Source organism: Aeribacillus sp. FSL K6-8210 (assembly GCF_037963925.1).
In the GTDB taxonomy this organism is placed as follows: Bacteria; Bacillota; Bacilli; order Bacillales; family Aeribacillaceae; genus Aeribacillus; species Aeribacillus composti.
Genome location: NZ_CP150172.1, coordinates 1285393 through 1310192, shown reverse-complemented (window position 1 = coordinate 1310192; position 24800 = coordinate 1285393). Strand labels below are relative to the sequence as shown.

Annotated in this window: 22 protein-coding genes; 3 read left to right on the top strand and 19 right to left on the bottom strand. The window is 40.3% G+C overall.

Annotation, left to right across the window (positions count from 1 at the left end; all coding sequences use genetic code 11):
* Positions 1 to 21: 21 nt before the first annotated feature.
* From NSQ41_RS06390 to NSQ41_RS06375, 4 genes are all read right to left on the bottom strand, one after another.
* Positions 22 to 978: a PDR/VanB family oxidoreductase gene (locus NSQ41_RS06390; protein ID WP_339194919.1), complete on the bottom strand. Its 957-nt coding sequence runs from the start codon at positions 976 to 978 to the stop codon at positions 22 to 24.
* Between the two features lie 71 nt (positions 979 to 1049).
* Positions 1050 to 2024 (bottom strand): DUF3445 domain-containing protein, encoded by a 975-nt coding sequence (locus NSQ41_RS06385; protein WP_339211258.1) that lies wholly within the window; start codon positions 2022 to 2024, stop codon positions 1050 to 1052.
* 87 nt (positions 2025 to 2111) lie between these two features.
* Entirely contained in the window at positions 2112 to 2528 is a 417-nt protein-coding gene (locus NSQ41_RS06380) for a hypothetical protein (protein WP_066251087.1), read from the bottom strand.
* A gap of 616 nt (positions 2529 to 3144) precedes the next feature.
* Positions 3145 to 4374 carry an IS110 family transposase gene (locus NSQ41_RS06375; protein ID WP_027725928.1) on the bottom strand — a complete coding sequence of 410 codons (1230 nt, stop codon included), beginning with the start codon at positions 4372 to 4374 and terminating at the stop codon, positions 3145 to 3147.
* A 432-nt stretch (positions 4375 to 4806) separates the two neighbouring features.
* On the opposite strand from NSQ41_RS06375, the gene NSQ41_RS06370 reads away from it, so the two are divergent.
* Complete coding sequence (locus NSQ41_RS06370) at positions 4807 to 6027, top strand: acyl-CoA dehydrogenase family protein (RefSeq protein ID WP_339211256.1); 1221 nt, start codon at positions 4807 to 4809, stop codon at positions 6025 to 6027.
* 432 nt (positions 6028 to 6459) lie between these two features.
* Here NSQ41_RS06370 and NSQ41_RS06365 read toward each other — a convergent pair whose 3' ends face one another.
* The 9 genes from NSQ41_RS06365 to NSQ41_RS06325 form a co-directional block, all read right to left on the bottom strand.
* A complete protein-coding gene (locus tag NSQ41_RS06365; RefSeq protein ID WP_066251084.1) occupies positions 6460 to 7842 on the bottom strand; it encodes an ammonium transporter in 1383 nt (460 codons plus the stop codon).
* 31 nt (positions 7843 to 7873) lie between these two features.
* Complete coding sequence (gene solA / locus NSQ41_RS06360) at positions 7874 to 9031, bottom strand: N-methyl-L-tryptophan oxidase (RefSeq protein ID WP_063389441.1); 1158 nt, start codon at positions 9029 to 9031, stop codon at positions 7874 to 7876.
* Between the two features lie 35 nt (positions 9032 to 9066).
* Positions 9067 to 10425 (bottom strand): type III glutamate--ammonia ligase, encoded by a 1359-nt coding sequence (gene glnT / locus NSQ41_RS06355; RefSeq protein WP_199757349.1) that lies wholly within the window; start codon positions 10423 to 10425, stop codon positions 9067 to 9069.
* 23 nt (positions 10426 to 10448) lie between these two features.
* Positions 10449 to 11807: an FMN-binding glutamate synthase family protein gene (locus tag NSQ41_RS06350; RefSeq protein ID WP_063389442.1), complete on the bottom strand. Its 1359-nt coding sequence runs from the start codon at positions 11805 to 11807 to the stop codon at positions 10449 to 10451.
* Positions 11789 to 12496 carry a hypothetical protein gene (locus NSQ41_RS06345; RefSeq protein WP_339211255.1) on the bottom strand — a complete coding sequence of 236 codons (708 nt, stop codon included), beginning with the start codon at positions 12494 to 12496 and terminating at the stop codon, positions 11789 to 11791. Before NSQ41_RS06345 ends, NSQ41_RS06350 begins: the two co-directional genes overlap by 19 nt.
* On the bottom strand, positions 12484 to 13380 hold the full coding sequence (locus tag NSQ41_RS06340; protein ID WP_339211253.1) for a hypothetical protein: 897 nt from the start codon (positions 13378 to 13380) through the stop codon (positions 12484 to 12486). Before NSQ41_RS06340 ends, NSQ41_RS06345 begins: the two co-directional genes overlap by 13 nt.
* 172 nt (positions 13381 to 13552) lie before the next feature.
* The gene (locus tag NSQ41_RS06335; RefSeq protein WP_063389445.1) at positions 13553 to 14305 is read right to left on the bottom strand and encodes an IclR family transcriptional regulator; all 753 of its coding nucleotides are present in this window, start codon (positions 14303 to 14305) and stop codon (positions 13553 to 13555) included.
* A 932-nt stretch (positions 14306 to 15237) separates the two neighbouring features.
* Positions 15238 to 15936, bottom strand: coding sequence for a helix-turn-helix transcriptional regulator (locus NSQ41_RS06330; RefSeq protein ID WP_339211251.1), 699 nt, complete (start codon positions 15934 to 15936; stop codon positions 15238 to 15240).
* 269 nt (positions 15937 to 16205) lie between these two features.
* A complete protein-coding gene (locus tag NSQ41_RS06325; RefSeq protein ID WP_161939838.1) occupies positions 16206 to 16367 on the bottom strand; it encodes a hypothetical protein in 162 nt (53 codons plus the stop codon).
* A 632-nt stretch (positions 16368 to 16999) separates the two neighbouring features.
* Between NSQ41_RS06325 and NSQ41_RS06320 the strand changes: the two genes are divergently transcribed.
* The gene (locus NSQ41_RS06320) at positions 17000 to 17476 is read left to right on the top strand and encodes an ATP-binding cassette domain-containing protein (RefSeq protein ID WP_339211249.1); all 477 of its coding nucleotides are present in this window, start codon (positions 17000 to 17002) and stop codon (positions 17474 to 17476) included.
* On the top strand, positions 17466 to 17915 hold the full coding sequence (locus tag NSQ41_RS06315) for a hypothetical protein (protein ID WP_339211247.1): 450 nt from the start codon (positions 17466 to 17468) through the stop codon (positions 17913 to 17915). The genes NSQ41_RS06320 and NSQ41_RS06315 overlap by 11 nt, the downstream gene beginning before the upstream one ends.
* A 229-nt stretch (positions 17916 to 18144) precedes the next feature.
* Here the strand turns inward: NSQ41_RS06315 and NSQ41_RS06310 are convergent, their stop codons facing one another.
* The 6 genes from NSQ41_RS06310 to NSQ41_RS06285 form a co-directional block, all read right to left on the bottom strand.
* Positions 18145 to 19734 carry a class I adenylate-forming enzyme family protein gene (locus NSQ41_RS06310; RefSeq protein ID WP_261308806.1) on the bottom strand — a complete coding sequence of 530 codons (1590 nt, stop codon included), beginning with the start codon at positions 19732 to 19734 and terminating at the stop codon, positions 18145 to 18147.
* 102 nt (positions 19735 to 19836) lie between these two features.
* Complete coding sequence (locus NSQ41_RS06305) at positions 19837 to 20238, bottom strand: thioesterase family protein (protein WP_063386378.1); 402 nt, start codon at positions 20236 to 20238, stop codon at positions 19837 to 19839.
* Positions 20239 to 20249: 11 nt separating this feature from the next.
* Positions 20250 to 21098, bottom strand: coding sequence for a fumarylacetoacetate hydrolase family protein (locus NSQ41_RS06300; RefSeq protein WP_066251651.1), 849 nt, complete (start codon positions 21096 to 21098; stop codon positions 20250 to 20252).
* Positions 21099 to 21144: 46 nt separating this feature from the next.
* The gene (locus NSQ41_RS06295; RefSeq protein ID WP_066251654.1) at positions 21145 to 22260 is read right to left on the bottom strand and encodes a cupin domain-containing protein; all 1116 of its coding nucleotides are present in this window, start codon (positions 22258 to 22260) and stop codon (positions 21145 to 21147) included.
* A 766-nt stretch (positions 22261 to 23026) separates the two neighbouring features.
* Positions 23027 to 24301, bottom strand: a complete 1275-nt coding sequence (locus tag NSQ41_RS06290; protein WP_066251657.1) for a TRAP transporter large permease — start codon at positions 24299 to 24301, stop codon at positions 23027 to 23029.
* A gap of 1 nt (position 24302) precedes the next feature.
* Positions 24303 to 24794 carry a TRAP transporter small permease gene (locus tag NSQ41_RS06285; protein ID WP_066251662.1) on the bottom strand — a complete coding sequence of 164 codons (492 nt, stop codon included), beginning with the start codon at positions 24792 to 24794 and terminating at the stop codon, positions 24303 to 24305.
* Between the last annotated feature and the right edge of the window lie 6 nt (positions 24795 to 24800).

Genomic DNA, 24800 nt, shown 5'->3' with positions numbered 1-24800 from the left:
TTGCTCCTTTCTTGTATGCTCTTAAAGATCTAAAACAAGACTGCCGGATTTTGCCCTTGAAACACATGTTAAAATGACATTGCTTTCTTTTTTCTCCATTTCGGTAAGAAAAAAGTCTCGGTGGTCAATTTCTCCTTTTAAAACATGCAGCTGACAGCTGCCGCATCCCCCGATTTTACATGAATATGGCGCATCAATATGATGCTGTAATAAAGTGTCCAGCAAGCTTTTCCCTTCAGGCACCTCAATCACTTTGTTGCTTTTATTGAGTTTTACCCGGAATGGCTGCATCGGTCCTGATTTTGGCGGTGTAAAGAGCTCAAAGTGGATGCTTTTTTCAGAATAACCAATGACTTTGGCAGCATCGGCAAATTCTTTGATCATGGCCTCTGGACCGCAGAAATAAACATGGGTTCCTATCGGTTGATTTTCCATTAACTTTGCTGACATTTTCTTGTTTTCCTTTGAAAAATAAAAATGAGTTTCCTCTGAAAAAAAAGTGGAGAGATGGCGATAAAAGGCACATAATTCCTTTGAAGGAGCGGCATAATGTATTTCAAATGGAGCCTTCTTCTTTTTTAATTCCTTCGCCATCGAAAGAAAAGGTGTAATGCCAATCCCAGCTGCAAAAAACAAATGGCGTTTTGCTTGAAAGCTTAGCGGAAAATAATTTTTCGGATAACTAATGGAGATCTTATCCCCTTCTTTCACATGATCGTGCCAATAAATTGATCCTCCATTTGAATCCTCATTGCGGCGAACGGCGATTCGATAGTAGCCTGTATTGTCCGGATCACTTGTAAGAGAATAGTGGCGTTCGATTAAGCCTGTTTCAGTTTGCAAATAAGTCGTAATATGAGAACCCCCACTAAAACGAGGCAATGGCGAACGGTCTGCTGACACTAGCTTAAAACTTTTAATCGCAGCTGTTTCATGCGTAATTTGTTCTACAATCACTTCAAGTGTTCGCGCCATCATGTAATCCTCCTCCTTTCATGTTTTTTAAAAACAGCTTCTTCACACGCTATTTTCTTCCAATTTTCCCAATTTCAATCTGTCAAGCTTTTTTCTAAATAGCGAATGATTTCTCCTTTGTATAAACTAAATCCTTTATATTCAGCCATATAGTCAGGTAAATCCTTTAAAACTCGAAAAAAACGTTTCAACCAATCTTCATTTTTTTTCAGCTCATCAAGTGATATTAAATGAGTATGAATACTAAATAAAATCCCATTGCTTCGCGGCATACGAAATAGCCTTTGATCCTCCACTCTTAAGTGCACAAGCTGACCGGCATTTTCTGAAGTTACCTTTTCCTTTTTTGGACCCCATTCATCAAAATTCTCAGGGAACGTGTCAAGGATTGGCTCCACTGTTAAAGTCCAGTTTAACCGTGTCCACGGTTTCCCTGCCTCGATTCTCAAAAGAAAATTGAGGACTTTTTTCGCTAAACCGCTGTCGAAAAAAACCGGTACAGGAGAATGGAACTCGGTGTAAGTCATGCCAATATCAAAGGCAATCGACCAATTGGCAGGAAAACACAATTGTCCTGCATCCATATATAAATCACCGTCTCTTTGCCCCATAAAAATGAGATCCTCTTGAACGTGTCTGCCGATAAAATCTAAAGGCTCGTAGGGCAATGTCGATAGATCGCCAAAAGTAAATGTATGTTTCTCATCCAAAAGCTTATTTTCAAACGTCCATTCATGACCATTTTTTATAACCGAGAAATACTCAGGGTAAATAATGGCAAGTTCATCTATTAAAAATTCCAGCACTTCCCACTGTCCATCGATTGAATGTTCTAAAGATTGAAAAGCACGTTCATGGTGGTTTAATAGTATTTGACGCTTTTTATCTATTTCTTCAAAATATTCGGGAGTAATATCTGCAAGTTTCCCGGATTCTAGAGGCCTCAAATTATTAGAATACCTGTAAGAGTCCTTTTGAAATGGAAATGGGAACCTTTTAATAAGCGGAATTTCTTTGATCATATGTTGGTTAGTCGTTTTTACACTCACTGCCCTCTCTCCTCCTCACGATCAAAACTGGATGAAAGAACCTCCCCATGAAGCCGCGTTACGACAAGGGGAAATTCTTTCATTTGTTTAATTTAAAAATGTTGGCTCCGGCAATCGATGTGCCGTATAAATCGCATCTCCATCGCTTTCAGCATCAAAGATCACTTTCGTTTCAGGGGTAAAGATAAAAACATCTCCCGCTTCCCCTACATATTTGTTTCCTTGTTCATCTCTGACGATGATTTGCCCCTTTATAATTACCTTTACTTCTAAGTAAGTATACAAAAATTCAAACTCTTCCGACTTTTGCATAGAGAAATATCCAATTGTTAAAGGCTTCTCTAATGGGCTAATCGGAACGTCAATAATTTGACTTTTCAAAGCCGGTATACTCAAAACATTGTTCAACTCAATTTTTTCATACGTTCCAGCTTTTATTAGCTGAATTCCTGGCTTTTGACTTAAAAATTGATGATCCATAGCTGTTACCGCTGATTCACTCATTCTTTCCACTCTCCTTTTTCAATTTTTATAATCAGAGTTATGTTATGTTTTGTAACAAAAAATGTATTATTTTATAACTCTGATGATCCTATCATAATAACAACCGTAACGTTCTCACAACCGTTTTTTCTCAAATGGCGGGAATATTCGCAAAAATCTGTAAAATGTTCTGACAATTAGAGCTTTTCCTTTCGGATCATTCAACATGAGCAGGCAATGAAATTTTATTTCTTTGAGAACTTAACATTATTAGCGCCAATAATGAGATCAGCAACGATGTTTTACACGGAAAGGAGACAGGGAGAGTACCGAATCATTGTAAAATGTAATGACAAGGTTTTTGATTTATTCCCACTATTTAGGAAATCTCTGTTTCTTTGAAAGAATCGTCTATGTAAAAATAAAAGCACAATATTCATAATATTGTAATTTTTGTTAACATTCTTAACAGTAACCTTTAAAAAGTCCTGCGGTAATATGTCAAGGTGAAAAATCATAGAAATTGGAAATTCCCTTGTCCGATGATCCGAAAAAAGGCAATACTGAAGAAACCCAGTATTGGTACATGTAATAAACTGGGTCTAAAGGTTGATATTGGTATACCAGATCGATCCTCTTATCGATCTTCCCCCTTTCTTGGCGTGTAGATTTGACCGTTGCGTAGCAGCGCATCGATCACACGCACGAGTTTTCTAGCGGTGAGGACGAGGGCTCGTTTATGTTGGTGTTTGGGCACTTCCTCATACTTCTTCCGGTAGTACGCACGAAACGTCGCATCATGCCGTTGCACCGAGTTGGCAGCCTCCACTAGGTAGTAACGGAGATAGCGATTGCCGGAACGAATGAGGGAGGTGTCCTCGGCTTGAAAACGGCCCGATTGGTGCTTGGACCATGTCAAGCCGGCATATTTTGCCAAGGCGGCCTGGTTGTGAAACCGCTCGATTTGCCCGATTTCGGCCAGGATGCCTGCGGTATAAACCGGTCCGATGCCTGGGATGGTTTGCAGTGTGTTCGGAATGCCTTCAAGATGGCGGGTAATGGCTTTATCGAGCTCTTTGAGCTGCGATTGCAGGCTGCGGATTGATTGAATCGACAGCCCTAACAGCAAGTCGATGGAATCCTCGACACACTTGGACAACCGATACGACGAACGGGCCGCCTTTTGAATCGACTTGGCGATGCATTCCGGATCGGCAAAGCGATTGCGCCCTTTTTGGCGCAGGAAGTCGGCCAACTGCTTGACATCCATTTGGCAGATGTCATCGAGGCTCCACGACTCAAGCAGCAGTTCGAGAATGGCATGTCCGAAGATCGAACTGTCCACCTCTTGGGTAAAGGAACTGCATTTGTAAAACAAGTGCTGGAGAAAATACTGTTTCTCACGGGTTAACTGGTGGACGAGATGATATCGCATGCGTGTCAGTCGCTGAAGCGCGAGAAACTGCTCCTTGAGGACAGCCGTCATCTTCAGACGGCCGAAGCGAAGCCGATCCGCAATGATCCAAGCATCGATGTCATCCGTTTTCTCCAAGTCGACATAGGCTTCTTTAAACTTGCGAATGAGCTTTGGATTGATCGTAAACACCTTGACGTTCCAAGCCTGCAAGGCCTCCTGCTGGTGGAAAAACATAGCTGGATGCCAACTGTAGACCGAGGTGGCTTCCATCCCGATCAGAATTTCGGTTGGCTTTCGCTTGTTAGCCCACAGGAGGATTTGATCCCGAAGGAAGGTGGCGCCCAGAAGATGATTATCCACTTTGAAGCGTGCGCACGTATTTCCTTCATGATCCATAATGCAGGTGGCTAAGTCGCGTGAGCTCACGTCGATCCCGACGTAGAGTTTCATGAGATCACCTCCTATTGTTGTAGGATCGAGGGGTAGGACTCTTCGGGATGCCCCCGGATCGCGCCTGTTGACCAGTCACCCTCGCATATGAGAACTCACGTTGGACCATGGGCTGCCCTGGAAGCTGCTCCTTCCAGCATGGGGAAAACCAACGGGAACAGCCTGCGGGTTAGACGTCCAAACAGGGGCCGAGGAGACAGACTTTACAAGTAGTCAAAGCTACAGGAGTGAGAAGAGTATCCCCGATGATCCTAAGACCATTATCCAGGAACATTGCGAAAAGTCCAACCCCGGTACGCTCAACCCTTTGTGGGAGGGGCGCGCCCCTCCCACAAAGGCAACCACCCAAGATATGCGATTGTCAAGGAGCGTATCGGACTGGAAATTCGATAAAAAAACTTTCTGAAACTTAGTATACGAGGAGTGATGTCAATGGTAGTCAATCAGACAGAACTGCAGGAAGAAATTATGCAAATTCCAAAATGGTGGTCTTACCCAGAAGGATTCGAAAAACTAATTGAAAAAGCACATGAATTAGGCAAAAAGGAGCTGCTGCCCCGTGCTTCTATTTCAGACAAGGAGTGCCGTTATCCTCGGGAAAGCTTACAAGCAATTGCGGATGCTGGATTTGGAGCAGTTACAATCCCTGTTGACGACGGAGGCCTTGGCGCTGGACTAACTGGATTTGCTTTGTTAGCCGAAAGTTTTTCTCAATATTGCGCTTCCACTACTATGTGTTGGGTTATGCACACTGCTGCCGTCCAAACGCTTTATACAGCTGGAACTAGAGAGCAGCTGCAGCGTTATATTCCTGGGGTGCTAAAGGGAAAGATTGGCGCATTAGCCTTTAGTGAACCAGCGACTGGAAGCCACTTCTGGAATGTTGTTAGTTCGGCTCCCCGCAAAGGAAACGGATATTTGTTAAATGCGGAAAAATCATTTGTCACCAGTGCGGGCGAGGCGGATTGGTATATTGTTTGCACCAATTATCCAAATAGCATAGAAGACGATCCATTAATGTTTTTAATTGTAGATCATAATCAGAAGGGAATCGAATATTTTCCTTTTTCAGCTATGGGGCTTCGCGGAAATTCAAGCGGACCGATGAAGTTTAAAGATGTCTTTGTCCCTATTGAAAATCGTCTTGGGACTGAAGGCGGAATGAATGTTTATAATGAAAACGTCATTGATCCGCTCTTTTTATTAGGCACAAGTGCTTGCTGGGTTGGTATTGCTCAAGGAGCCTTGAATGCAGCAATTGACCAGGCAAAGAAAAAAGTCCATAAAGATACAGGAAAATCAGTTGCCGGCTACCAAGTCATTCGCCACGAATTGGCAAAAGCGCAAATTTTAATCGATAGTGCAAGAAGCATGCTTTATCGTACAGCTGAAGGGATGGATCAATGTTTAAATAGTGGAAAAGAATTGTCAGAATGCTTATACCCGCTTTGGGAACTCAAAACTCATGCAGCAGATATAGTCATACAAGTTACAAATCAAGCATTACAAGTTTCTGGAGGAAGAGGATATCTAACCGGGCAAGTGGAAAAATTTTTACGTGACGGTCGAGCAGGTGCAGTCATGGGACCCACAAACGAAATATTGCGCGAATGGATTGGCCGCACGTTAATTGGTGTTCCTTGGTTTGAATAATTTGTATCACTTGATCTGAAATATAACTGTTTGTGCCAATAACTTGTTTCTGAAATGCAAAAAAAGAGAATCGTTAGCCGAATAAATCGCCTTACGAGAGGAGGGAGCCCTGCCTTCCGATTAGTCGAAAGATATTTCAGAAACAAGCTCCACACCCTTTTGTATATTTTTTGCTTAAAATAGTTTTAAAGAAATAAGAGAACAAAACGATCACATGACGACAGATTTTTAATCTTTTTCTTTACAGTATAAAAAATTAACAATAATCGGCTGTTTTTCTTTGTCGAAATCTACTTGTTGTGTTTTTACAAATTCATCAAAACAAACATGAATCCTCACACTGTTTATCAGGTGAGGATTCTTTTATGCGTATACAATTGAATTGGTCATAGCTTTGCCGTTTTGACAACCAATGAAAAATACATTGCCATGCTAGGACATTTGAGAAGCAATATCGTTTGATTTACCCTTCTCTTCTATCGACTGATCAACATCTGAATAAGCCGGTTCTTGATGAAAGCTTAAATCAAGGCCAAGCAGCTCGTCTTCTTTTTTCACACGCAACGGTGTAAACAGCGAAACAATTTTCAAAACAATATATGTTCCTACTGCCGCAAGCAAAACAGCCACAATCACTCCTATAACCTGATGGAACAGCTGTTCAGGATTTCCATAAAACAAACCGTTATTCCCTGCCGGATTCACTGACTTAGTAGCAAAAAGTCCTGTTGCAATGGATCCCCATATTCCGCAGATGCCATGTACTCCAAAAGCATCTAACGTATCATCATATTTTAGACGTGCTTTCACAAAATGGATAGCAAAATAGCAGATAGGGGCGGATGCAAGTCCAATAATCAAAGCTGAAGGGATTGTGACAAATCCTGCTGCTGGAGTTATGCCAACAAGACCGCCTATTGCCCCAGTGGCAGTTCCTACTAGCGTCGGGCGCTTGCGAACCATCCATTCTATGATCAGCCATCCCAAGCCCCCGGCTGCTGCGGCAACTTGTGTATTGGCAAAGGCAAGAGCGGTAATACCATTTGCACTAAGTGCACTTCCTGCGTTAAAACCGAACCAGCCAAACCAAAGAGTGGCCGCTCCAATAAGAAATAAAACAATATTATGAGGAGCATCATTTTTCTTCATATGTTCATATCTCGGCCCAATTACGAGTGCAGCTGTTAATGCGCTAACACCGGAAAGTATATGAACAACCGTACCTCCAGCAAAATCAAGTTCGCCCATGGCAAAAAGCCATCCGCCTCCCCATACCCAATGAGCCATTGGTGCATAAACAAAGGTGATCCATAAAACCGAAAACATTACCCATGCAGGAAAAGAAATACGCCCTGCAATTCCTCCGGAAATAATCGCAACCGTTATAGCAGCAAATGCACCTTGAAAAATGGCAAATATATAATGAGGGATGGTTAATGAACCAAAAGCAGCCTCTCCTCCTACTCCGTTAAATGCCAGGTAGTCCAGTTTTCCAATGATTCCCCCTACATCCTGTCCAAAGCTGAGGCTGTATCCCCATAGCACCCAAACAATGGTCACAGTTAAAAGACTGACAAAGCTGTGCATCATCGTTGATACAACATTCCGTTCACTTACAAGCCCTCCATAAAAGAGAGCCAAACCAGGTACATGCATAAAAATAACGATAGCCGCTGCTACGAGCAACCAAGTTGTATCCCCCGTATCAACCACCGGCTCGTTCTCTTGCGCAAAGGCTGAAATCGGAAAAAGGAATAAAAGATAAAGAAGAAAAACGAAAAATATTGAAGCTCTTTTCTTTACGAAACCATCCATAGGAATCCTCCTCCTTACTTTTTTCATTACTCTAGCTTTCGGTAGCGATTTGTTCAAAACGATTTAATCGAAAAAAGGAAATATCATGTTTTGTTTTCCCAAGCGTGACTAAATCTGCTAAAATGCTCCCAACGATGCTGGCAAACTTAAACCCATGTCCGGAAAATCCACCGGCTAACAACACATTGCTGAAGTTTGGATGAAAATCGATAATAAAGTCGCTATCAGGAGTAAGTGAATATAAACAAATTTTACCATCGGTCAGCTCGCCGGCAGCCTGCGGCATATATTTTTCAAGAAAGCTTCGTACATCACGTTCATCTTCGCAGTAAGAACCAAATAGTCTGTTCACGGAATCTGGATCACTTTCAATCCCCATGTCATGACGTCCTATTTTTACACCTGTTTTCCGAAAATTCGGAAAACCATAATAATGACCTTCTTTTGTGTCAAAGACAAAAGCAGGAAATTGACCAAAATCATATAGTCCATCCTCCAACGGTGCAAACCATGCAACAGGTTTTCGGATCACTTGGATCGGAAAATCGAGTTCCGGCAATAATTTCGGAATCCATGCACCAGCTGTGATCACTAAATTGGCTGCTTGAAAACGTCCCTTCTCCGTAATGACCTCCGACATATCCGATTGAATGGACAGCTTTAAGACAGGATTGTTTTCCAACAGTTTGGCTCCCAGTTTTAAAGCTTCTTCTTTATAAGTTTGAATACATACTTCACATAACAAAAATCCTGCTTGGGGATCAAAACATGCAGTAAAATCTTCGGGAATTTGAATGCCTTGCCATTTGTTCATCACCATGCTTGCTGTGAACATTTCAATTGGGAGGTTGTGATGAATAGAGCTTTGAATCGTTTCATTGACAAAAGATGAATCGCGTTCGCCGACAACTAAAGTGCCTGTTTGATAAAATAACGTTTTTCCTGTTTGCTCTTGCAGTTCCATCCATAACCGGTATGCTTCTTTAACTAAATCAACATATTTTTCCCCTTGGCCATAACCAAATCGCAGCATTCTTGTTTCCCCGGCGTGGCTTGCAAAGGAATTTGGAACAGAAAATTGATCAATCATCAACACGCTTTGACCATTTTGGGCTAAATAATAGGCTGCAGCACTTCCTGCAGAACCTGCTCCAATAACAATCACATCGTACATCCCGTCATAATTCATACGAATTCCTCCATATAAATCAATACGATTTGTTTTTAGTAGCCTTTTAAATATTTTTCAACTTCCCATTCGCTGACATAGTCATGATATTCTTTCCATTCAGCCTTTTTTCGTTTAATAAAGGTCTCCATAAATGTTTCCCCTAGTGCCTTGACTAACACTTCATCGCTTTCTAATGCTTCAATCGCTTCATTCAATGTAGAAGGCAATTTGTCAAATTCATTTTCTATCGAATGGAACATGTATAAATTTCCGTTAAATGGATCTCCTGGATCCATCCGCTTTTCGATGCCGTCCAATCCCGCTGCTAAAATCGCAGCAGTCGCCAGGTACGGATTACAGGAACCGTCCATGGCCCGAAACTCAATCCTTCCAGCATCAGGAATGCGAATAAGCTGTGTGCGGTTATTCCCTCCATAAGAAATAAAATTAGGAGCCCATGTAGATCCAGATGAGGAATTTAACGCTCCTAGCCGCTTGTAAGAGTTGACAGTTGGACAGACAATAGCAGCCAAGGCTTTTGCATGATTGAGAATACCTGCAATAAAATGATACGCGACTGCAGACAATCCAAAGCCTTTTGGATCATGAGCATCTTCAAATACATTTCGTTCTTCCCGCTCATCCCATAAGCTTAAGTGCATATGGCAGCCATTCCCGGTCAGATTGGAAAATGGCTTCGGCATAAACGTGGCGATTAGTCCTCGTTCCTCTGCCATGGTTCTAATCATATATTTAAAAAATGTATGCCGATCAGCAGACGTCACCGCATCTGAAAAATCAAAATTGATTTCAAATTGTCCATTGGCATCTTCATGATCTGCTTGTGTGACATTCCATTTCAATTCATTCATATACTCAATCAAAGTGCCTAAAAATTCGATATTTCTCATAAGCGCCTGCTGTTGGTAACATGGTTTCAATTCTTTATCCTGTTCATCAAACGGGGCAATTTTCCCGTCTTCTCCCTGTTTCACAAGGAAAAATTCCGGTTCCACTCCCGTTTTCATCGTATATCCCATGCTTTTTGCTTGCGTCAGCACATTTAACAAAATCGTTCTCGTACAAAACGGCCAAGGAGTTCCATCTTCCGTTAAAGTTCCGGCAAACCAAGCAATCTCTTTATTCCACGGTAATATAGTCATAGAACGCAAATCAGGGATGCACAATATATCGGGATCATGCGGTCCGTGGCCGAGATCGCCTACAGCAAAACCGGCGAATCCAGCCCCTGATTGGCAGACTGACTGTAAACGGGAGGAAGGAATTAATTTCGCACGTAAAGAACCGTTCAAATCCGAAAAGGAGGCTAACGCCAATTTGATCTTTTTACCTTCGATATATTTTAACGTCTCCTCCAACACCTTGTTATTGCTTTCCACTATACCGATCAATGATCATCACCATCCCTTATTTTTTACACTTTTAAAAGATCTTTAAATGAACTCCCATGGTCAAGGCTTGCAAAATACGGTTTTTTGCCCCCTAATCCTACTAGAGGAACTCCTGTAATATAGGAGGTGACTAATGTTAACGAGCGCAAATCGGTAGGATCTAAATCACTGACTCTGCTTTTTCCGCACGATCTTGCAAAAATTTGCATTTCCATCGTGATCGAATTGATATAATTCTCCACTCTTTCAGCGGCAGCTGTAGGATCTAATCTCGCCATTAACTCAGGATCTTGTGTCGCAATACCGACCGGGCATTTACCCGTATGGCAATGATGGCATGCACCAGGTTCTGTCCCTAAGGCATGGTAGTCTTCTATATAAATTGGCCGCTGGCAATTAAGGGCAATTAACATTGCTGAACCCATATAAACGACATCCGCACCTAGTGCGATGGCTTTCGCTGCATCAGCGCCATTGCTGATTCCGCCGCCGATAATTAGCTTTACTTCGTGCTTCATACCGATATCGTAAAGTGCTTGAGCTGCTTCAACTACAGCGGAAATGGTCGGAATCCCTGTATGATCCAATTGGATTTCCGGTGAGGCAGCGGTTCCTCCTTCCATTCCATCAATGACGACTGCTTCCACCCCAACCTTTGCCGCCAGCTTTACATCATCATAAACGCGTCCGGCCCCAATTTTAATAAAGATCGGCACTTCATAATCAGTCGCTTCCCGAATTTGCTCTACTTTTACCCCTAAATCATCTGGCCCCATCCAATCGGGGTGCCGGCACGGGCTTCGTTGATCGACTCCTGCAGGAAGATCCCGCATTTTTGCCACTTCTTCAGAAACTTTATGTCCAAGAAGCGTTCCGCCCGTACCTGGTTTGGCACCTTGGCTCACGACAATTTCTACCGCATCGGCTTTTTTCAAATCATAAGGATTTAAACCGTAGCGGCTCGGAAGCAATTGGTAGACCAATTTCTCCGAATATTCACGTTCTATCGGATGCATGCCCCCATCGCCCGTACATGTACTGATGCCGCATCTAGTCGCTGCAATGCCAAGCGCTTTTTTAGAATGAGCATTAATCGCCCCAAAACTCATCCCTGCAATCATGATCGGTGTTTCGAGTACGAGGGGACGTTTCACCTTTCCTTCTCCTATAACAACTTTTGTATCGCATCGCTCCCGATACCCTTCCAGCGGTACCCTTGACAGTCCTGCCGGAGTAAAGACGAGATCGTCAAAGGAAGGTAAGTCCATTCTTTTTGTAGCTTGGCCGCGGATGCGATATCGTCCAATCTGAGCTTTTTCTTGAATTTCTTCAATTTTTTCCGGACTCCACACCTTGCTTTTTCTTATAAGATTTCTTTCCATACGCGAAACTCCTTTTTATTAAAATGATGAAGCAAGCCGTTAGGAACAATTTTTTGAAAAGAGGGCGGCGGTTCTATTTGATAGAAATCAAGCAAACTCTTTATCTCATCTTTTTCCTCTTCCGACACTTCCTCTACCTTTGTTCCATTCCCCAGCTCCGCAATTTTCCCGCCAACATAGATCACTCCATCATACATGGAATCTCCCAGCGCTTTCCCAGCATCTCCACAAATAATCATTTTTCCTTTTTGCATCATAAAACCGGTCATATATCCGGTATTACCGCCAATAATTAAAGTCCCTCCCTTCATGCTGATTCCCGCCCTGGCGCCTGCCTCTCCTTTGACAACTACGATACCGCCTCTCAGCGAAGCTGCACAGGAAGACGCTGCATTTCCATTTACGACAATTTCTCCGCTCATTAAATTTTCACCAACTGCCCAGCCGCAATTCCCGTTTATGGTCGCTGTCACCTTATCACATAAACTCACTGCATAGTAGCCGACATCTCCGTTATAAATGAGATGAATCGGATCTGTTATGCATACTCCAAGATTATGGCGTGCGAGAGGGTTTTCGATGATGACCTCCTCTATATTATTTTTCGCAAAATCCCGAATCATTTGGTTGATTGAAGTCACCGTTTCACTCTTGCAATCAATTACTATACTTTCTTTCACAGATTCCATACCAATACCTCCTCTGCCCCTGGTTCTCTTACTGGCAAGCTTTCCCCAAAGCCATTTGTAATTGCTAAGCTTTCAGAAGCAAAAGCGATGAAATCATCAGTTTCCGCAAGCACAATCGGCTTCATACTAAAAGGTTCTTTTGCTAAACCGACTGCTGTCGGCGTAACAGCAATATAGCTAAAAGAGCCGTCTAAATCATGAACAGATGCTGTCATTGCTTCTTTTAAGCTGGCTCCTTTCTTCATTTCATCTACTAAATAAACGGCAATCACTTCCGAATCATTTCCGGTTATAAATTGATAGCCTTTCTTTTCGTAGTATGCTCTCAATTTAATGTAGTTTGTCACATGGCCATTGTGAATAATCGTTAAATCTTTGAAAGTATTGCAGCAGAGCGGCTGCGAATGGGAAATATCGACTTTGCTTTCTGTCGCCATTCTTGTATGGCCTACAGCAACTTGCCCGTCATATACGGAAAGTTTAAATTGCGCATCTAAAAGATGAGCTCCCCCTAAAGATTTCAACACTTCAATCGATTCTCCGATGTTTGCGACTGAAATGTCTTCGTCCAACTGACTGATTCCTTGTACAATATGTTGGATATCTCCTGAATGGACAATTTTTGTTCTGACGTAATTGCCATGATCAGATGAATACAGCACATCTGCTTTATCTTTTAAGAAGGAAATGATTTTCTCCCCGTTGCCCCTTGTTTCATAATTCACATCAACATATAAGACGTTCTCTTCCTTTGGATGTAGTATGGCAACTCCTGTTGAATCAGGACCTCTTCGAAACAAACTGTCCAGCATTGCCAATATAACTTCGCCTGTTTTCCTTTTGTGATTTGGATTTTTAAAGATGACACCACCGATCCCGCACATCTTTTTTCCCTCCAGTCGTTGAAAAATTTTTGGAACTTTTTGTGAGAGGTTGTGGTTATATACAATATTCCATAATTTTTTCCCAAAAAAAAGCTCGTTTTATCGAATATTGGGAAAATTACGAAAACTATGTTACCTTTTCTTCCATAGGATGGACTTTTTCATCCTTTGGTCATCTGTTTGGTACCCAGCCTAGTTCTTCGGAAATTTCATTTGCGGCTCTGATTGTGGTAGATATTAAACCGGCTAACTCATCTTTCGTAAAACGCGTTTCCGGTCCGGCAACACTTAAAGAGGCGATCACTTTATTTTCCCAAGAGAAAATAGGAGCTGCCACACTGGCGGTTCCTTCTGTTGTTTCCCCGAAAGAAATACAATATCCATGCTTTCGAATTAACATTAAATGTCGGTGAAGATGATCCACGTCTTTTATCCTTCCATTTTTTACAAGATCTTTAATCACTTGGCTTCTTGTTTTCTCTTCCAAGTATGCTAAAATCACTTTTTTCGAAGCACCTACGCATAATGGAAGACGCATTCCAATCGGTTCGACAATTCTAAGCCAATGCGGCGAATCAACACAATCAATAAACACGCCTTCACATCCTTCCGGTACGGTCAAGTACACACTTTCCTTTGTTTTTTGGGCCAGCTTTTCCATAATTGGTACTGCAGCATTACGAACCGATAGATTGTCTCGTATGGAAAGACCTAATTGAAGCAATGTAAGGCCTAGACGGAATTTTCTCGTTTGTTTGTTTTTATACACAAATCCATACTCTTCTAAACAAGTCAGCAATCGGTGCACCGTTTGAACGGGAATACCGAGCTTTTTACTGATTTCCGTAGTACTCCACTCTTCTTTATTTTCGTTCGGCTGAATAGTTTGCAATAATAAAATCGTTTTCCGAATCACCTCTGACATCTAAACCCCTCCTATGTAAAAAAATTTACATAATGAGAATGGAATGTTTGCTTTTATATTAACGAAATAAAAAATGATACAACGTTGTTTTGTTAGATCGGCCAACATACTTTTTATATTTTTTCCCATATAATGAGATTTTTTACCGGAAGAGGTTGAGGGGGAATTTAATAAACGAGCAAGTTGAGTTAATTTTTCTCTTCTCTATTTTTTGTGGTTCTCTAGAGGCGAACTGGGGATGTATATCGGATCATGTAACAATTTGCGAATTTATTATCCAAGCAATATACGACAAAATAATCCGTCATTTGGATGCACTTGTTGAAAAAGCGCAAATTGCAGCTAGTTCTGAAGGTCTCATAAAATGGGGGTGTCTAATAAGTCGTTTTTACGGCTTATTGACGCCCCTTTAATGTTTTAGAAACGTTGATATATCGATGTTTATGATTTTTGTTTTTAATGGGATTTGATTTTCTGGACAGCCCCATGTCTCATGTCTCTCTCGTGTCGTAATGAAAATACCAGCCAAAACGAATAGTACACTAGCCAGGATGCCCTTAATAGTTCTTCTTTAGTTGAATGGTTTTAGTGTACTCGATTGCACTTTCGTGAAAAGTTCGTATTGACAACAAATTCCGCTTAGGATAAGGTCAATCCGTTTCGAAATTCACTTACATATTTAAATTGTCGGTTTTGTATAATATTGTCTTTCAGTTACAAAATGCCTAAATAAATCCAAACCTTCATTATAAAATAAATGCTTTGATAAAAATTGAAACGTTTATCCTTTCTTTGCTTTAAAAAAATCCCCTCCCATGTAGACGGTTAGGAGCATAAAATCATTACATTTAACTGTCTACCTGTTAAGGGAAAATACGAGACCTGCTCAATTTTTAAAAATGGTAACATACTTACCATTTTGGAATATAAAATTAAGCAAACTTATCATAACGTTTTTCAGATGCGGCAGCCCCTTCGGAAATCGATGTAGATGACATCCCCTTTTTTCGTTTGCCATACCTTTTAGTTATGTCTCTTTTCATTCTGGCAATAGTCATAATTTCAAATTTGTCGCCGTCATCCAATTGACGGAGGATTTCGATTAGTTCCTGCTCTTCTGGTGAAAGTTCGTTTTTGTCATTTTGTTGATCGATCATTTCGTTTTCACTAACTTTTATAGATGGATCGGCAAAAAGAGCAGCTGAAGCTTTAAATAGATTCATTAGTGCTTCAGGATCTAAGCTGACCGAACTGTTTTCGCCTATCAAACATTTTATGGTCAAATCCTGAAATCTTTTAAACAATGGAGATTTTTTAATTTTATCGTCTTCAACTGAAGCACGGTCAGTCATTTCTTGTAAACAAGAATTTGACGTAAATTTATCATTAGTTTCAGAAATCGGAACACTAGTCAAATAAGCCTCGCCGTATAGCAAGTAATCATTACTCACTCCTAAAACTCTGCTTATTAATGATAGATTCTCAGCAGAAACTGAAACTGCTCCTCTTTCAATTTTGCTTAGTGCGCTATTCGTAATACCAGTAGCTTTTGCCATTTCCTCAAGTGTCAAACCTTTTTCTTTACGAATTCGTCTTACCCGACTGCCCAATTCCTTTTTGAAATCGCTCATTTTCTGTCAACCTCTCTATAATCTTCCTAAAAGAAACATTTTTAGTCCTAAAGGAAAATTTTGTTGATTTTCGTCTTATAGGAATATATAATGTAATCAAAAGTGGTAACCGATTACCTTGTCAAACAAAAATAAAGTGTAAATAGATGTAAAAGTTCGACAATCTGCGTAAGTTTCCTAGTCCATTGGTCCAAAAGAACCGTCATAGGTCATTTCATGAAGGTTACCGATGGACTATATATCCGTTTGAATAATCAGCGCGCTCTATATTAATCATCACAACCGCTTTTGCAGCCTTGAAACTGAACTAGCAGTTGAATCATTGCAGCAACAATATCATGCAATCCAATGATTGGAATGAGCAAGCTGTTGTTCCGGTGCAGATGCTTTGGATGAAACAGGTACAGCGTGCTGACTGAAAAATGCAGCATATCAAATGTTCTTTATGCCCGGAAAGCCTTCTGATTATTGATCTTAACAATGAAAGAAATAGACGAGCTCAATCAAAGGCTGCTATACCCATTCGAAGTCATCAAGCAGAGTTTTGCTATCTAAAATAATTCTTTGAGTTGTTGTATAAATACATTCAAATTCATACATAAACTGTTGAATCATATGTCCTTTAAAAATTGCCAATTTGAGGTATCGAGAAAACAACTTGTTCCCAACTACATCAATCAGTTGAAGATATACAAATGGAAATGCTTCACTGTTTTTTAATACCATCTGCATTAAATTCTCCGAAATATAGATAGTCTCTAAATAGAGCTAGTACTGGCATGAATTGAGGAACTTGGTTCTTTTATTTGTCCACAGTTTGGTTTTACAACATGATGAGCAGGCTTAATCTCCTGAACAATCTGGTCGATATGAAGCTTTAAGGATGATAAAAGCTCCTGCTGCGTTTCTCCGTCCTCGTTATACATGAAAATCTTTCGGAGATAGCACCAGGACATAGTTAATCAGCAATAGATTTTTGAATCAACATCTCATAACGAATTCTAATCCTCAATATAGTTATGACTCCCTTTCATTCTACCAAAATTCGGCATAGGGAAACAGAATGATCATAGAAAGGATTGAAAAGGTAGATGCAGGGAAAGTATTTATCGACGGCTTAGATCTTTCGAAAAACGATGATATTCTTAAGGCATATAGAGAGAAGCTCGGATTTCTTTTTCAAAACTTTGCATTAGTAGAAAATAAGACTGTTGAAGAAAACATTCTGATGATCGACAAGAAATATAGAAACAATACCACTGTTTCAGCAGCATTAGAAAAAGTTGGATTGAATGGTTACGAAAAAAGAAAAATATATACTTTGTCCGGTGGAGAACAGCAAAGAGTAGCCATTGCGCGTCTGTTTATGAAAAAATGCAGTATTATATTGGCAGATGAACCGACAGGAAGCTTGGATAAATATAACGCCAATCTAGTGATGGAACATGTAAAAGAACTTAATAGATTAGGAAAGACCATTATATTGGTTACACATGATGAGGAATTAAAAAAGATGGGAGATGTTATCATTGAATTATAAAAAAGTTATTTTTAAAATAATGATTGGAATTGTTGGCATATTTGCTTTATATTTTGGCATCCACACTTATGCCAATGGCCAATTGATGAAAACATATGCGAAAGGATTCGAACAAAACCCATTAGGTGATTATGCGAAAAACGAATCAGATATGGTTCTTACAGTATATGAAGCTCCCCTTTTCCATACATATACCAATTTATCAGTAAGTAATAGCAAAGAAAAAGTGGATTTAATTGTTTGGGTTCCTCTTTATAGTAAGGAATTATCATATGGCCTTATTGTAAAAGATGATGAAAATATCGCAACTTATCAAATTGAAGTAAATGACCATCTCCAAACAGATGATGAAAAATATAAACATATTCTTCAAAAAAAGCAAAATGCTATTAACGAAATAAAATCCGTGGCAGAAAAAGAATGGGGTTTAAACTTTTAAAATGAAAAAGAGAACTAGCTCACAAAACATGAACTAGCACCTATTAAAAGTAACCCTTATGCGTTTTTGTTCAGAAAATAAGATCTGCTGGTGCAAACATCGGGGCAGACTTTTAAAAAAGGTTTCTCAGACTTTTATTGATCTTTTGTGAGTTCTGCTAACGTTTGACCGAAGCATGTCGTTTAAAACAGGCAGACAGCCTTTGTTCGTTGTCTGCCTTGATACATGCTTAATTTTCAGATAAGGATGCTGCTTCTGCTCTGACAAGCCCTTTTGAAATTTTGCCGGACGGAGTGGTCGGCAGTTCATCTTTAATCACTAAATATTCTGGAAACTTATACTTTGCAAATCCTTTTTCCTGCAAATATTCTTTAATTTCCTCCAGATCAATCGTTTCATTTTCTCGCAAAGAGACGAAGGCGCAGCCCCGTTCGCCTAGACGAGGATCTGGAACACTGACGATTGCCACTTGTTTTATTTTCGGATGCATTTGCAATGCTTCTTCAATTTCTGAAGCATGATATTTTAATCCGCCGCGGTTAATCGTATCTTTCGTCCGTCCGACGAAATGGAGGTATCCTTTTTCATCAAGCCAGCCTTGATCCCCTGTTAAAAAATAGCCGTCTTCCGTAAACGACTGGGCGGTTACTTGCGGATTTTTATAATATTCAATAAATAAGCTTTCTCCTTTAAAAGCGATTTCTCCTATCTCGCCCGTCGGAAGCGGTTTGTGCCGCTCATCTACAATGATGACTTCCCCGACCGGTGCCGGTCTGCCAACTGTTTCCCATGTTAATGAAGCTTCATCGCCCGGACGAGTAAAGGTTCCTGCACAAATTTCACTCATGCCCCACTGAGCAGCTACATCGCAGTTTAATGTAGCCCTAAGATCTTGAACCATTTTCGCCGGTATTTTTGTTCCCCCAGTTAAAATAAGTCGAGGATTTAAACCGCTTACATTTTGCTGTTCGCACTGTCTTAATAAGTCAATTAAATGTGCGGGTGCAGCAGTCAAAAAAGATACTTTTTCTTTTTTCAATAAGTCGATAATTTCATTTGATTTATATTCTGGATAAAGTAAATGCTTCGCTCCATATCGAAGGCTAATGATAATCATCGGCAGTGAAAACATGTGGCATAATGGAGTTAAGCATAAAATGGTATCATTGTCCGTTATTTGATACTCCTTGCCATTTAGCAGATGGCACGGAACAAATGTCCGGAATGTATGAAGAACTCCTTTCGGATTGGACTCTGTACCTGATGTAAATAATATGATGCACGGATCATCAAAAGCCGGTAAGTTTTCATGTATGTCTTGATCAGAAACGGAATCTGGTTCTGATTCAAGCAAAGCTGTGATACTTATGCTGCGGTCATTCTTCTTTTCCCCTGCCACCAAAACATGCTGTAAATGAGGAAGCTGAGCCTTCAATTCATGAGCAAGTTGTTCATGATTGAATCCCTTCCAATTGTCAATTGTTACAAACGCTTTCGCTTCACAATGTGAAAGCATATATTGCAGCTCTTTTTTCCGGTAGTTAGGACTGAGCGGATTAAACACTAACCCAATTCTCGATGCAGCAAGATGTACGACAACAAACTCCCAGCAATTGGGCAGCTGTGCAGAGATGGCATCGCCTTTCTTCAAACCTAGCTGTATAAAATGCCTCGCCAATCTTAATGACAATTGATTCAAGTCTTCAAAAGTATAGAAATTGTTTCCTTCTGCAAAAGCAACACGGTCTTTAAATTTTTTTGCCGATTCCTCAATCAATTCATGAATCAGCACATTTTCAGTCATCCGGTTTGCTGCCATTCAAATCCCTCCCATCAAAAGTAGACGGAAAACCGCCTTCTTACATAAATGGCGGTTTTCCGATTGAGTTTGTCAAAAACAACCTTTGCCTTCAGCTTAAAATTAAGACAAAAGGATGTTTTTGACATGTTCAGGAACAGGCACTGCTTTTGGCCGATCTTCTGCGACAGATGTCCATGCTCTCACTTCATGGCCTTCTGCTACAACTTGATCCCCTTTTTTAAACGTATGCTTGATTTTGAAAACTTTGTTGTTAACTTCTACTACTTCAGAATGGACAGCTACCTCATCATCATAAAGAAGAGGTGATTTAAACTGGCAAAATGCTTCCAAAAGCGGTGTAATGATCTTTTCATCCGATTGCAGCTTCGCCACAGGAAAGCCTGCGGAGCGCAGCAATTCATGCGAGGCTTGATCCATCCACCGGTAAAAATTCGGGTAAAACACGATGCCAGCAGCGTCTGTATCTCCCCACACTACTCTAAACGTATAAATATTTTTCATGTTTCCACCTTCTAATTCTCATCTGCAAATTTTACGTTTACGGAAAATTCCCCCACACTTCCAACTTGAATGCGGACGACATCTCCATCACGGATCGGTCCGACACCTTCAGGAGTTCCGGTTGCGATAATATCCCCAGGGTTTAATGTCGAATAAGTCGATGCGACTTCCAAACATTTGTAGCAATCATAAATTAAATGCTTCGTGCTTCCGTCCTGGCGCAATTCTTCATTGACCCAGAGCTTCAATGAAAGATCATTTGGATTTTCAATCTCATCAGCCGTCACGATCCATGGACCGATCGGTGTGAATGTATCAAAAGATTTTCTCCATGTTCTCTCTTCATTTCCCCGGATGGAAATGTCCAATAAGGCGAAATAGCCGAAAATATAATCTTTTGCATCTTCATATTTAACATTTTTCGCTTTTTTGCCGATGACATATCCGAGTTCTGCTTCATGATCTGTTCTTCTGTCTTTAAATGGAAGCAAAATCGGATCGGACGGACCTGAAACAGATGACGGAGCTTTTAAGAACAGCGCAAGTTCTTCAATCGTTCTCGGAGCGTTGTTAAATTGTTTGTTCATCTCCTCTTGGTGCTTTTTATAGTTAACAGGAGCAGCCCATATTTTGCTTGGTGAAGGGACAGGCGCTCTAAAAACTACTTCTTCAAGATCGTACTGTTTTCCTTCTTGAGCTGCCTTTTCCAGTGTATCTTTCAATGAATCAAAATTTTCCATCAGCCTTACTAATGATTCATGCGGCTTTGTTTGATCCCAGTCAGCGGTAGTTGTTACATCTGAAACTTTTTGGCCTGTTACGATTCCTAATCGATTATCATTAAAAATGGCAATTTTCATAGGCACACTCCTCACTTAAATCGCTTCTGCACAATTTTTAATCTATTTACGGGCCTGGAGTAAATACTTTTTCAATTTTTTGATGCCCTTCCGGATGGGCCTCTTCATATTCTAATCCAAGAATGTCCATAACCGGCTTATCATTGAATGAGAACAAATAGGCGTCCTCCGATCCTTCATTGACATGCTCATGCCAGCTCCACGGCGGCAGAATGAAGAAGTCTCCTCTTTCCCATTCAAATTTTTGTCCGTTAATGACTGTATATCCTTTTCCTTCAAGAACATGGTAAATGGCGCTGTGAACATGGCGATGCGCTTTCGTATGCTGGTTCGGCAGCAATCTTTGCATCATCGAACCGATTCTTTCATCTGCCGATCCTCCTGTTGTCGGATTGATGTATTCAATCGCATAACCATCATACGGATCTTCGTTTTCCTTTGGCGATTTACTCATTTGCTCTAAAACATATTTGGCGCGCTCCCATTTGTAGCCAATAATAGGAGAAGGGTACCCAGGCTTTTCTTTTTTGCCTTTCGGAACGAACGCACCTTTTGCAAATTTTTCAGTTGAATAATTTTCAGGCGGCTGTTCAGGGTAAAATCCATTTTCATAAGGTTCGAAGAAAGAAGCAGCCAAATTTTTCACAAGTCCTACATCCAAACCGTCTAGCCAAATCATCGGTTCAGTTCCTTCATGTTTATGTTCATGCCATGTCCATGCAGGAGTAAGAATCATATCTCCCCGTTCCATGTACACTTTTTCCCCATTCACAGCTGTATAAGCTCCAGAACCTTCAATAATAAAACGGATCGCTCCTTGAGAATGGTGGTGCGAAGGAGCAAATTCCCCCGGCAGCAATAGCTGGATTCCGGCATACAACGTATGTGTCCCATATCCGACTAATCCATGTTTTAATAGATTAGGATTTTGCAAATAAACAACGCGCCGCTCAGCATCTTTTCCAGGTTCTAAAATTTCTCCCGCCTTCATAACATAATCGCGGATCGTTTTCCACTTCCATAAATATGGCTCCACATCATGAACAGGCTCTTTTGTCACCATGTGTCCTAAATCATACCATAGCGGACCTAAATAACTATTTTTCATCCCATCGTAATATTCTTTTAATTCTGTGTCCGTGATGACTTCTTTTTTGCTCATAGGAAACCCTCCCGAAAAATAAAATTGATCCAAAACTAATGATCATGTATGCGTTTCCATCAATCCTAAAAAATAAAAATTTTTATTTGTTCCTGATATAGGGAACTTAATTACTTAATTCGATATTAAAAAAGAAAATTAATATTGTCAATAGTCAGAATTTATTTTCTAAAAACCGGGCGGATACCTCACTCAGCAGTGCCTGTGCATTCTTTCCTCATTTCAATTCATCTGCTCAATATTTGTCATCACGCTAAAAAAAGGCTTACAGAAAGTTTCGTTCTATTAAACTTTCATGCAAGCCTCATTTGTTTTGATTATAATCTTTTCCAAATTTCTTCTCTGACCGATCCTTTCCATCAACGCCAGCTTCTGCATATGACCTGCATAATGTGATGGATGCTTGATAGTTGTCATAATATGAGACGGCTCGAAATTTAGATTTTCCTCTACCCCTTTGCAAATGATTGGTAAAAAGCGCTTTTAATCTTGTGAATGAACCTCATACACGACAAATATAGGAATGGTTTTTCCTTCAATTTGTGCAAACTGTTTAGCAGTTTCAAGAAAAACCGATATTCCTCGCTGCATCTATTTTTCTGCACAAAGGAAAATGCATCTTTAAAGAAAAACTCTCTAATACTTCCAGCTTTTTGTCTTTCCAATAAACAAAAACAAACCCGCTCTTTCTTGAATACGGGTTTGTCCCAAAATCAAACGTTTATCGAAATGTCCAGAAATCTTTGAAACTAGAGCTAATGGGCAATTATTTGATTATATTCGGAAGCCAAAGAACCATCTGCGGCCAATAAGTAATGATGAACAGTGCAATAATGGACACGACCAAAAATGGCAAAATGGCTTTCGTTAAGGCTTCCAGCTTGACATTTCCCAACGAAGAAGCAAGGTAAAGCCCCGCTCCAACTGGAGGTGTAAGGAGACCAATTGTTAAATTTATACAAATAATTACTCCGAAATGAATTGGATCAATTCCATAGTTTGCAATGATTGGCGTAAATATCGGTACAAGTATAATCAATGCAGCGATTCCGTCCATAAACATTCCTACAATTAATAGAAAAATATTAACTAATAGAAGAAACAGGAACGGATTTTCAGTTAAAGAAGTCATCCAGGATGCAATTGTTTGAGGAATTCTCTCAAATGAAAGCATCCAACCAAATAAATTTGCCATTGCGATGAGCATAGTAATGATAGCACTTGAAATAGCTGTATTAATCATAATAGTTGGAAGATCTTTAATTTTCAGTTCTTTATAAATAAAAAAACCGATAACTAACGCTACAACACATGCAAACGCTGCTGATTCCGTAGGAGTAAAAACACCGCTTAAAATACCGACAATAATTATAAACGGTACTAACAGTGCAGGAATCACATTCAAGAAAGATTTGAACATGACGGATATTTTAGCGCGTTCATGCGTCTGCCACTTCTGCTTGTAGCCTGTGTATGCAATTAGTAATATAAAGGCAATCCCCAATAAAACTCCAGGCATAATTCCTGCCAAAAACATTGAACCGATCGATGCTCCTGACGAAACGCCATAGATAATAAACAGCATGCTTGGCGGAATAATGGGACCTAAAAGACCTGCGGCTGCTGTCGTGGAGGCGCTAAATTCCCTTGAATATCCTTCCTTTTCCATTGAAGGCACCATAATTTTGCTCATCATAGCAATTTGAGCTGTAGCTGACCCTATAATGGATGCAAGTAGCATATTCGAAACGACATTCACATATGCCAATCCACCTTTAAAATGCCCAACAAGAGTCGTAGCAAAGCGAATTAAACGCTTTGTTATGCCGCCGGAATTCATTAACTCCCCTGCCATCATAAACAGCGGAATCGCAAGTAGACCGTAACTTTCAAGGCCTGAATATAACCGTTGGGGCGCTGTTGATAACAAACCCGTATTTCCAGTTAACAATATATAGAGAATCGTCGTGATTCCAAGTACAAAAGCAATCGGTACTTGTAAAAGGAGGAGAATAATAAAGATTAACAGTGCGATAGCCATATTACAATGCCTCCTTTTTGCCTTGGAAATTTTTTAAAATCAAATCGAGCGAATGAATGCTAATAAAGAAAAAACTAACAGGTACGCTCAAATATGGAATAATCATCGGCAATTGCATCGAATTGGAGCGTTGAATCATTATATTAGATGATGACAGCCACATGACAGATAAATAGAAAATATACAAGGCGAAAAGAAGGACGGAAAGCAAACTGATGCCAAACAAAACTTTTTTTGTTTTTCCAGTCATTTTATCCATAAAAAGAGTAACGGCAGCAGAATTCTGCCGTTTAATACTCATGCTTCCCCCAATAAAAGTTAACCATGCTAACGAAAAAATGGCGGTTTCGTCTGACCAGTTTAAAGGAGAGCTTAAGACATAGCGATAGAAAACACCTAAAGATAATGAAACGAGCATTAAAATGCATAAAATGATCGCCAAAATTTTTTCAATACTGTGTAAGATTTCACTCAGACTATGGATAAACTTCATAAAAAC

Excerpts from the sequence above, each read along its gene's own strand:
- NSQ41_RS06295 (WP_066251654.1), bottom strand. The coding sequence starts at position 22,260 with ATGAGCAAAAAAGAAGTCATCACGGACACAGAATTAAAAGAATATTAC.
- NSQ41_RS06350 (WP_063389442.1), bottom strand. The coding sequence starts at position 11,807 with ATGGAAAGAAATCTTATAAGAAAAAGCAAGGTGTGGAGTCCGGAAAAA.
- NSQ41_RS06340 (WP_339211253.1), bottom strand. The coding sequence starts at position 13,380 with ATGTGCGGGATCGGTGGTGTCATCTTTAAAAATCCAAATCACAAAAGG.
- NSQ41_RS06305 (WP_063386378.1), bottom strand. The coding sequence starts at position 20,238 with ATGAAAAATATTTATACGTTTAGAGTAGTGTGGGGAGATACAGACGCT.
- NSQ41_RS06370 (WP_339211256.1), top strand. The coding sequence starts at position 4,807 with ATGGTAGTCAATCAGACAGAACTGCAGGAAGAAATTATGCAAATTCCA.
- NSQ41_RS06310 (WP_261308806.1), bottom strand. The coding sequence starts at position 19,734 with ATGGCAGCAAACCGGATGACTGAAAATGTGCTGATTCATGAATTGATT.
- NSQ41_RS06285 (WP_066251662.1), bottom strand. The coding sequence starts at position 24,794 with ATGAAGTTTATCCATAGTCTGAGTGAAATCTTACACAGTATTGAAAAA.
- NSQ41_RS06345 (WP_339211255.1), bottom strand. The coding sequence starts at position 12,496 with ATGGAATCTGTGAAAGAAAGTATAGTAATTGATTGCAAGAGTGAAACG.
- NSQ41_RS06380 (WP_066251087.1), bottom strand. The coding sequence starts at position 2,528 with ATGAGTGAATCAGCGGTAACAGCTATGGATCATCAATTTTTAAGTCAA.
- NSQ41_RS06390 (WP_339194919.1), bottom strand. The coding sequence starts at position 978 with ATGATGGCGCGAACACTTGAAGTGATTGTAGAACAAATTACGCATGAA.
- NSQ41_RS06335 (WP_063389445.1), bottom strand. The coding sequence starts at position 14,305 with ATGTCAGAGGTGATTCGGAAAACGATTTTATTATTGCAAACTATTCAG.
- NSQ41_RS06325 (WP_161939838.1), bottom strand. The coding sequence starts at position 16,367 with ATGCTGCATTTTTCAGTCAGCACGCTGTACCTGTTTCATCCAAAGCAT.
- NSQ41_RS06365 (WP_066251084.1), bottom strand. The coding sequence starts at position 7,842 with ATGGATGGTTTCGTAAAGAAAAGAGCTTCAATATTTTTCGTTTTTCTT.
- NSQ41_RS06290 (WP_066251657.1), bottom strand. The coding sequence starts at position 24,301 with ATGGCTATCGCACTGTTAATCTTTATTATTCTCCTCCTTTTACAAGTA.
- solA (WP_063389441.1), bottom strand. The coding sequence starts at position 9,031 with ATGAATTATGACGGGATGTACGATGTGATTGTTATTGGAGCAGGTTCT.
- NSQ41_RS06330 (WP_339211251.1), bottom strand. The coding sequence starts at position 15,936 with ATGAGCGATTTCAAAAAGGAATTGGGCAGTCGGGTAAGACGAATTCGT.
- NSQ41_RS06300 (WP_066251651.1), bottom strand. The coding sequence starts at position 21,098 with ATGAAAATTGCCATTTTTAATGATAATCGATTAGGAATCGTAACAGGC.
- NSQ41_RS06375 (WP_027725928.1), bottom strand. The coding sequence starts at position 4,374 with ATGAAACTCTACGTCGGGATCGACGTGAGCTCACGCGACTTAGCCACC.
- NSQ41_RS06320 (WP_339211249.1), top strand. The coding sequence starts at position 17,000 with ATGATCATAGAAAGGATTGAAAAGGTAGATGCAGGGAAAGTATTTATC.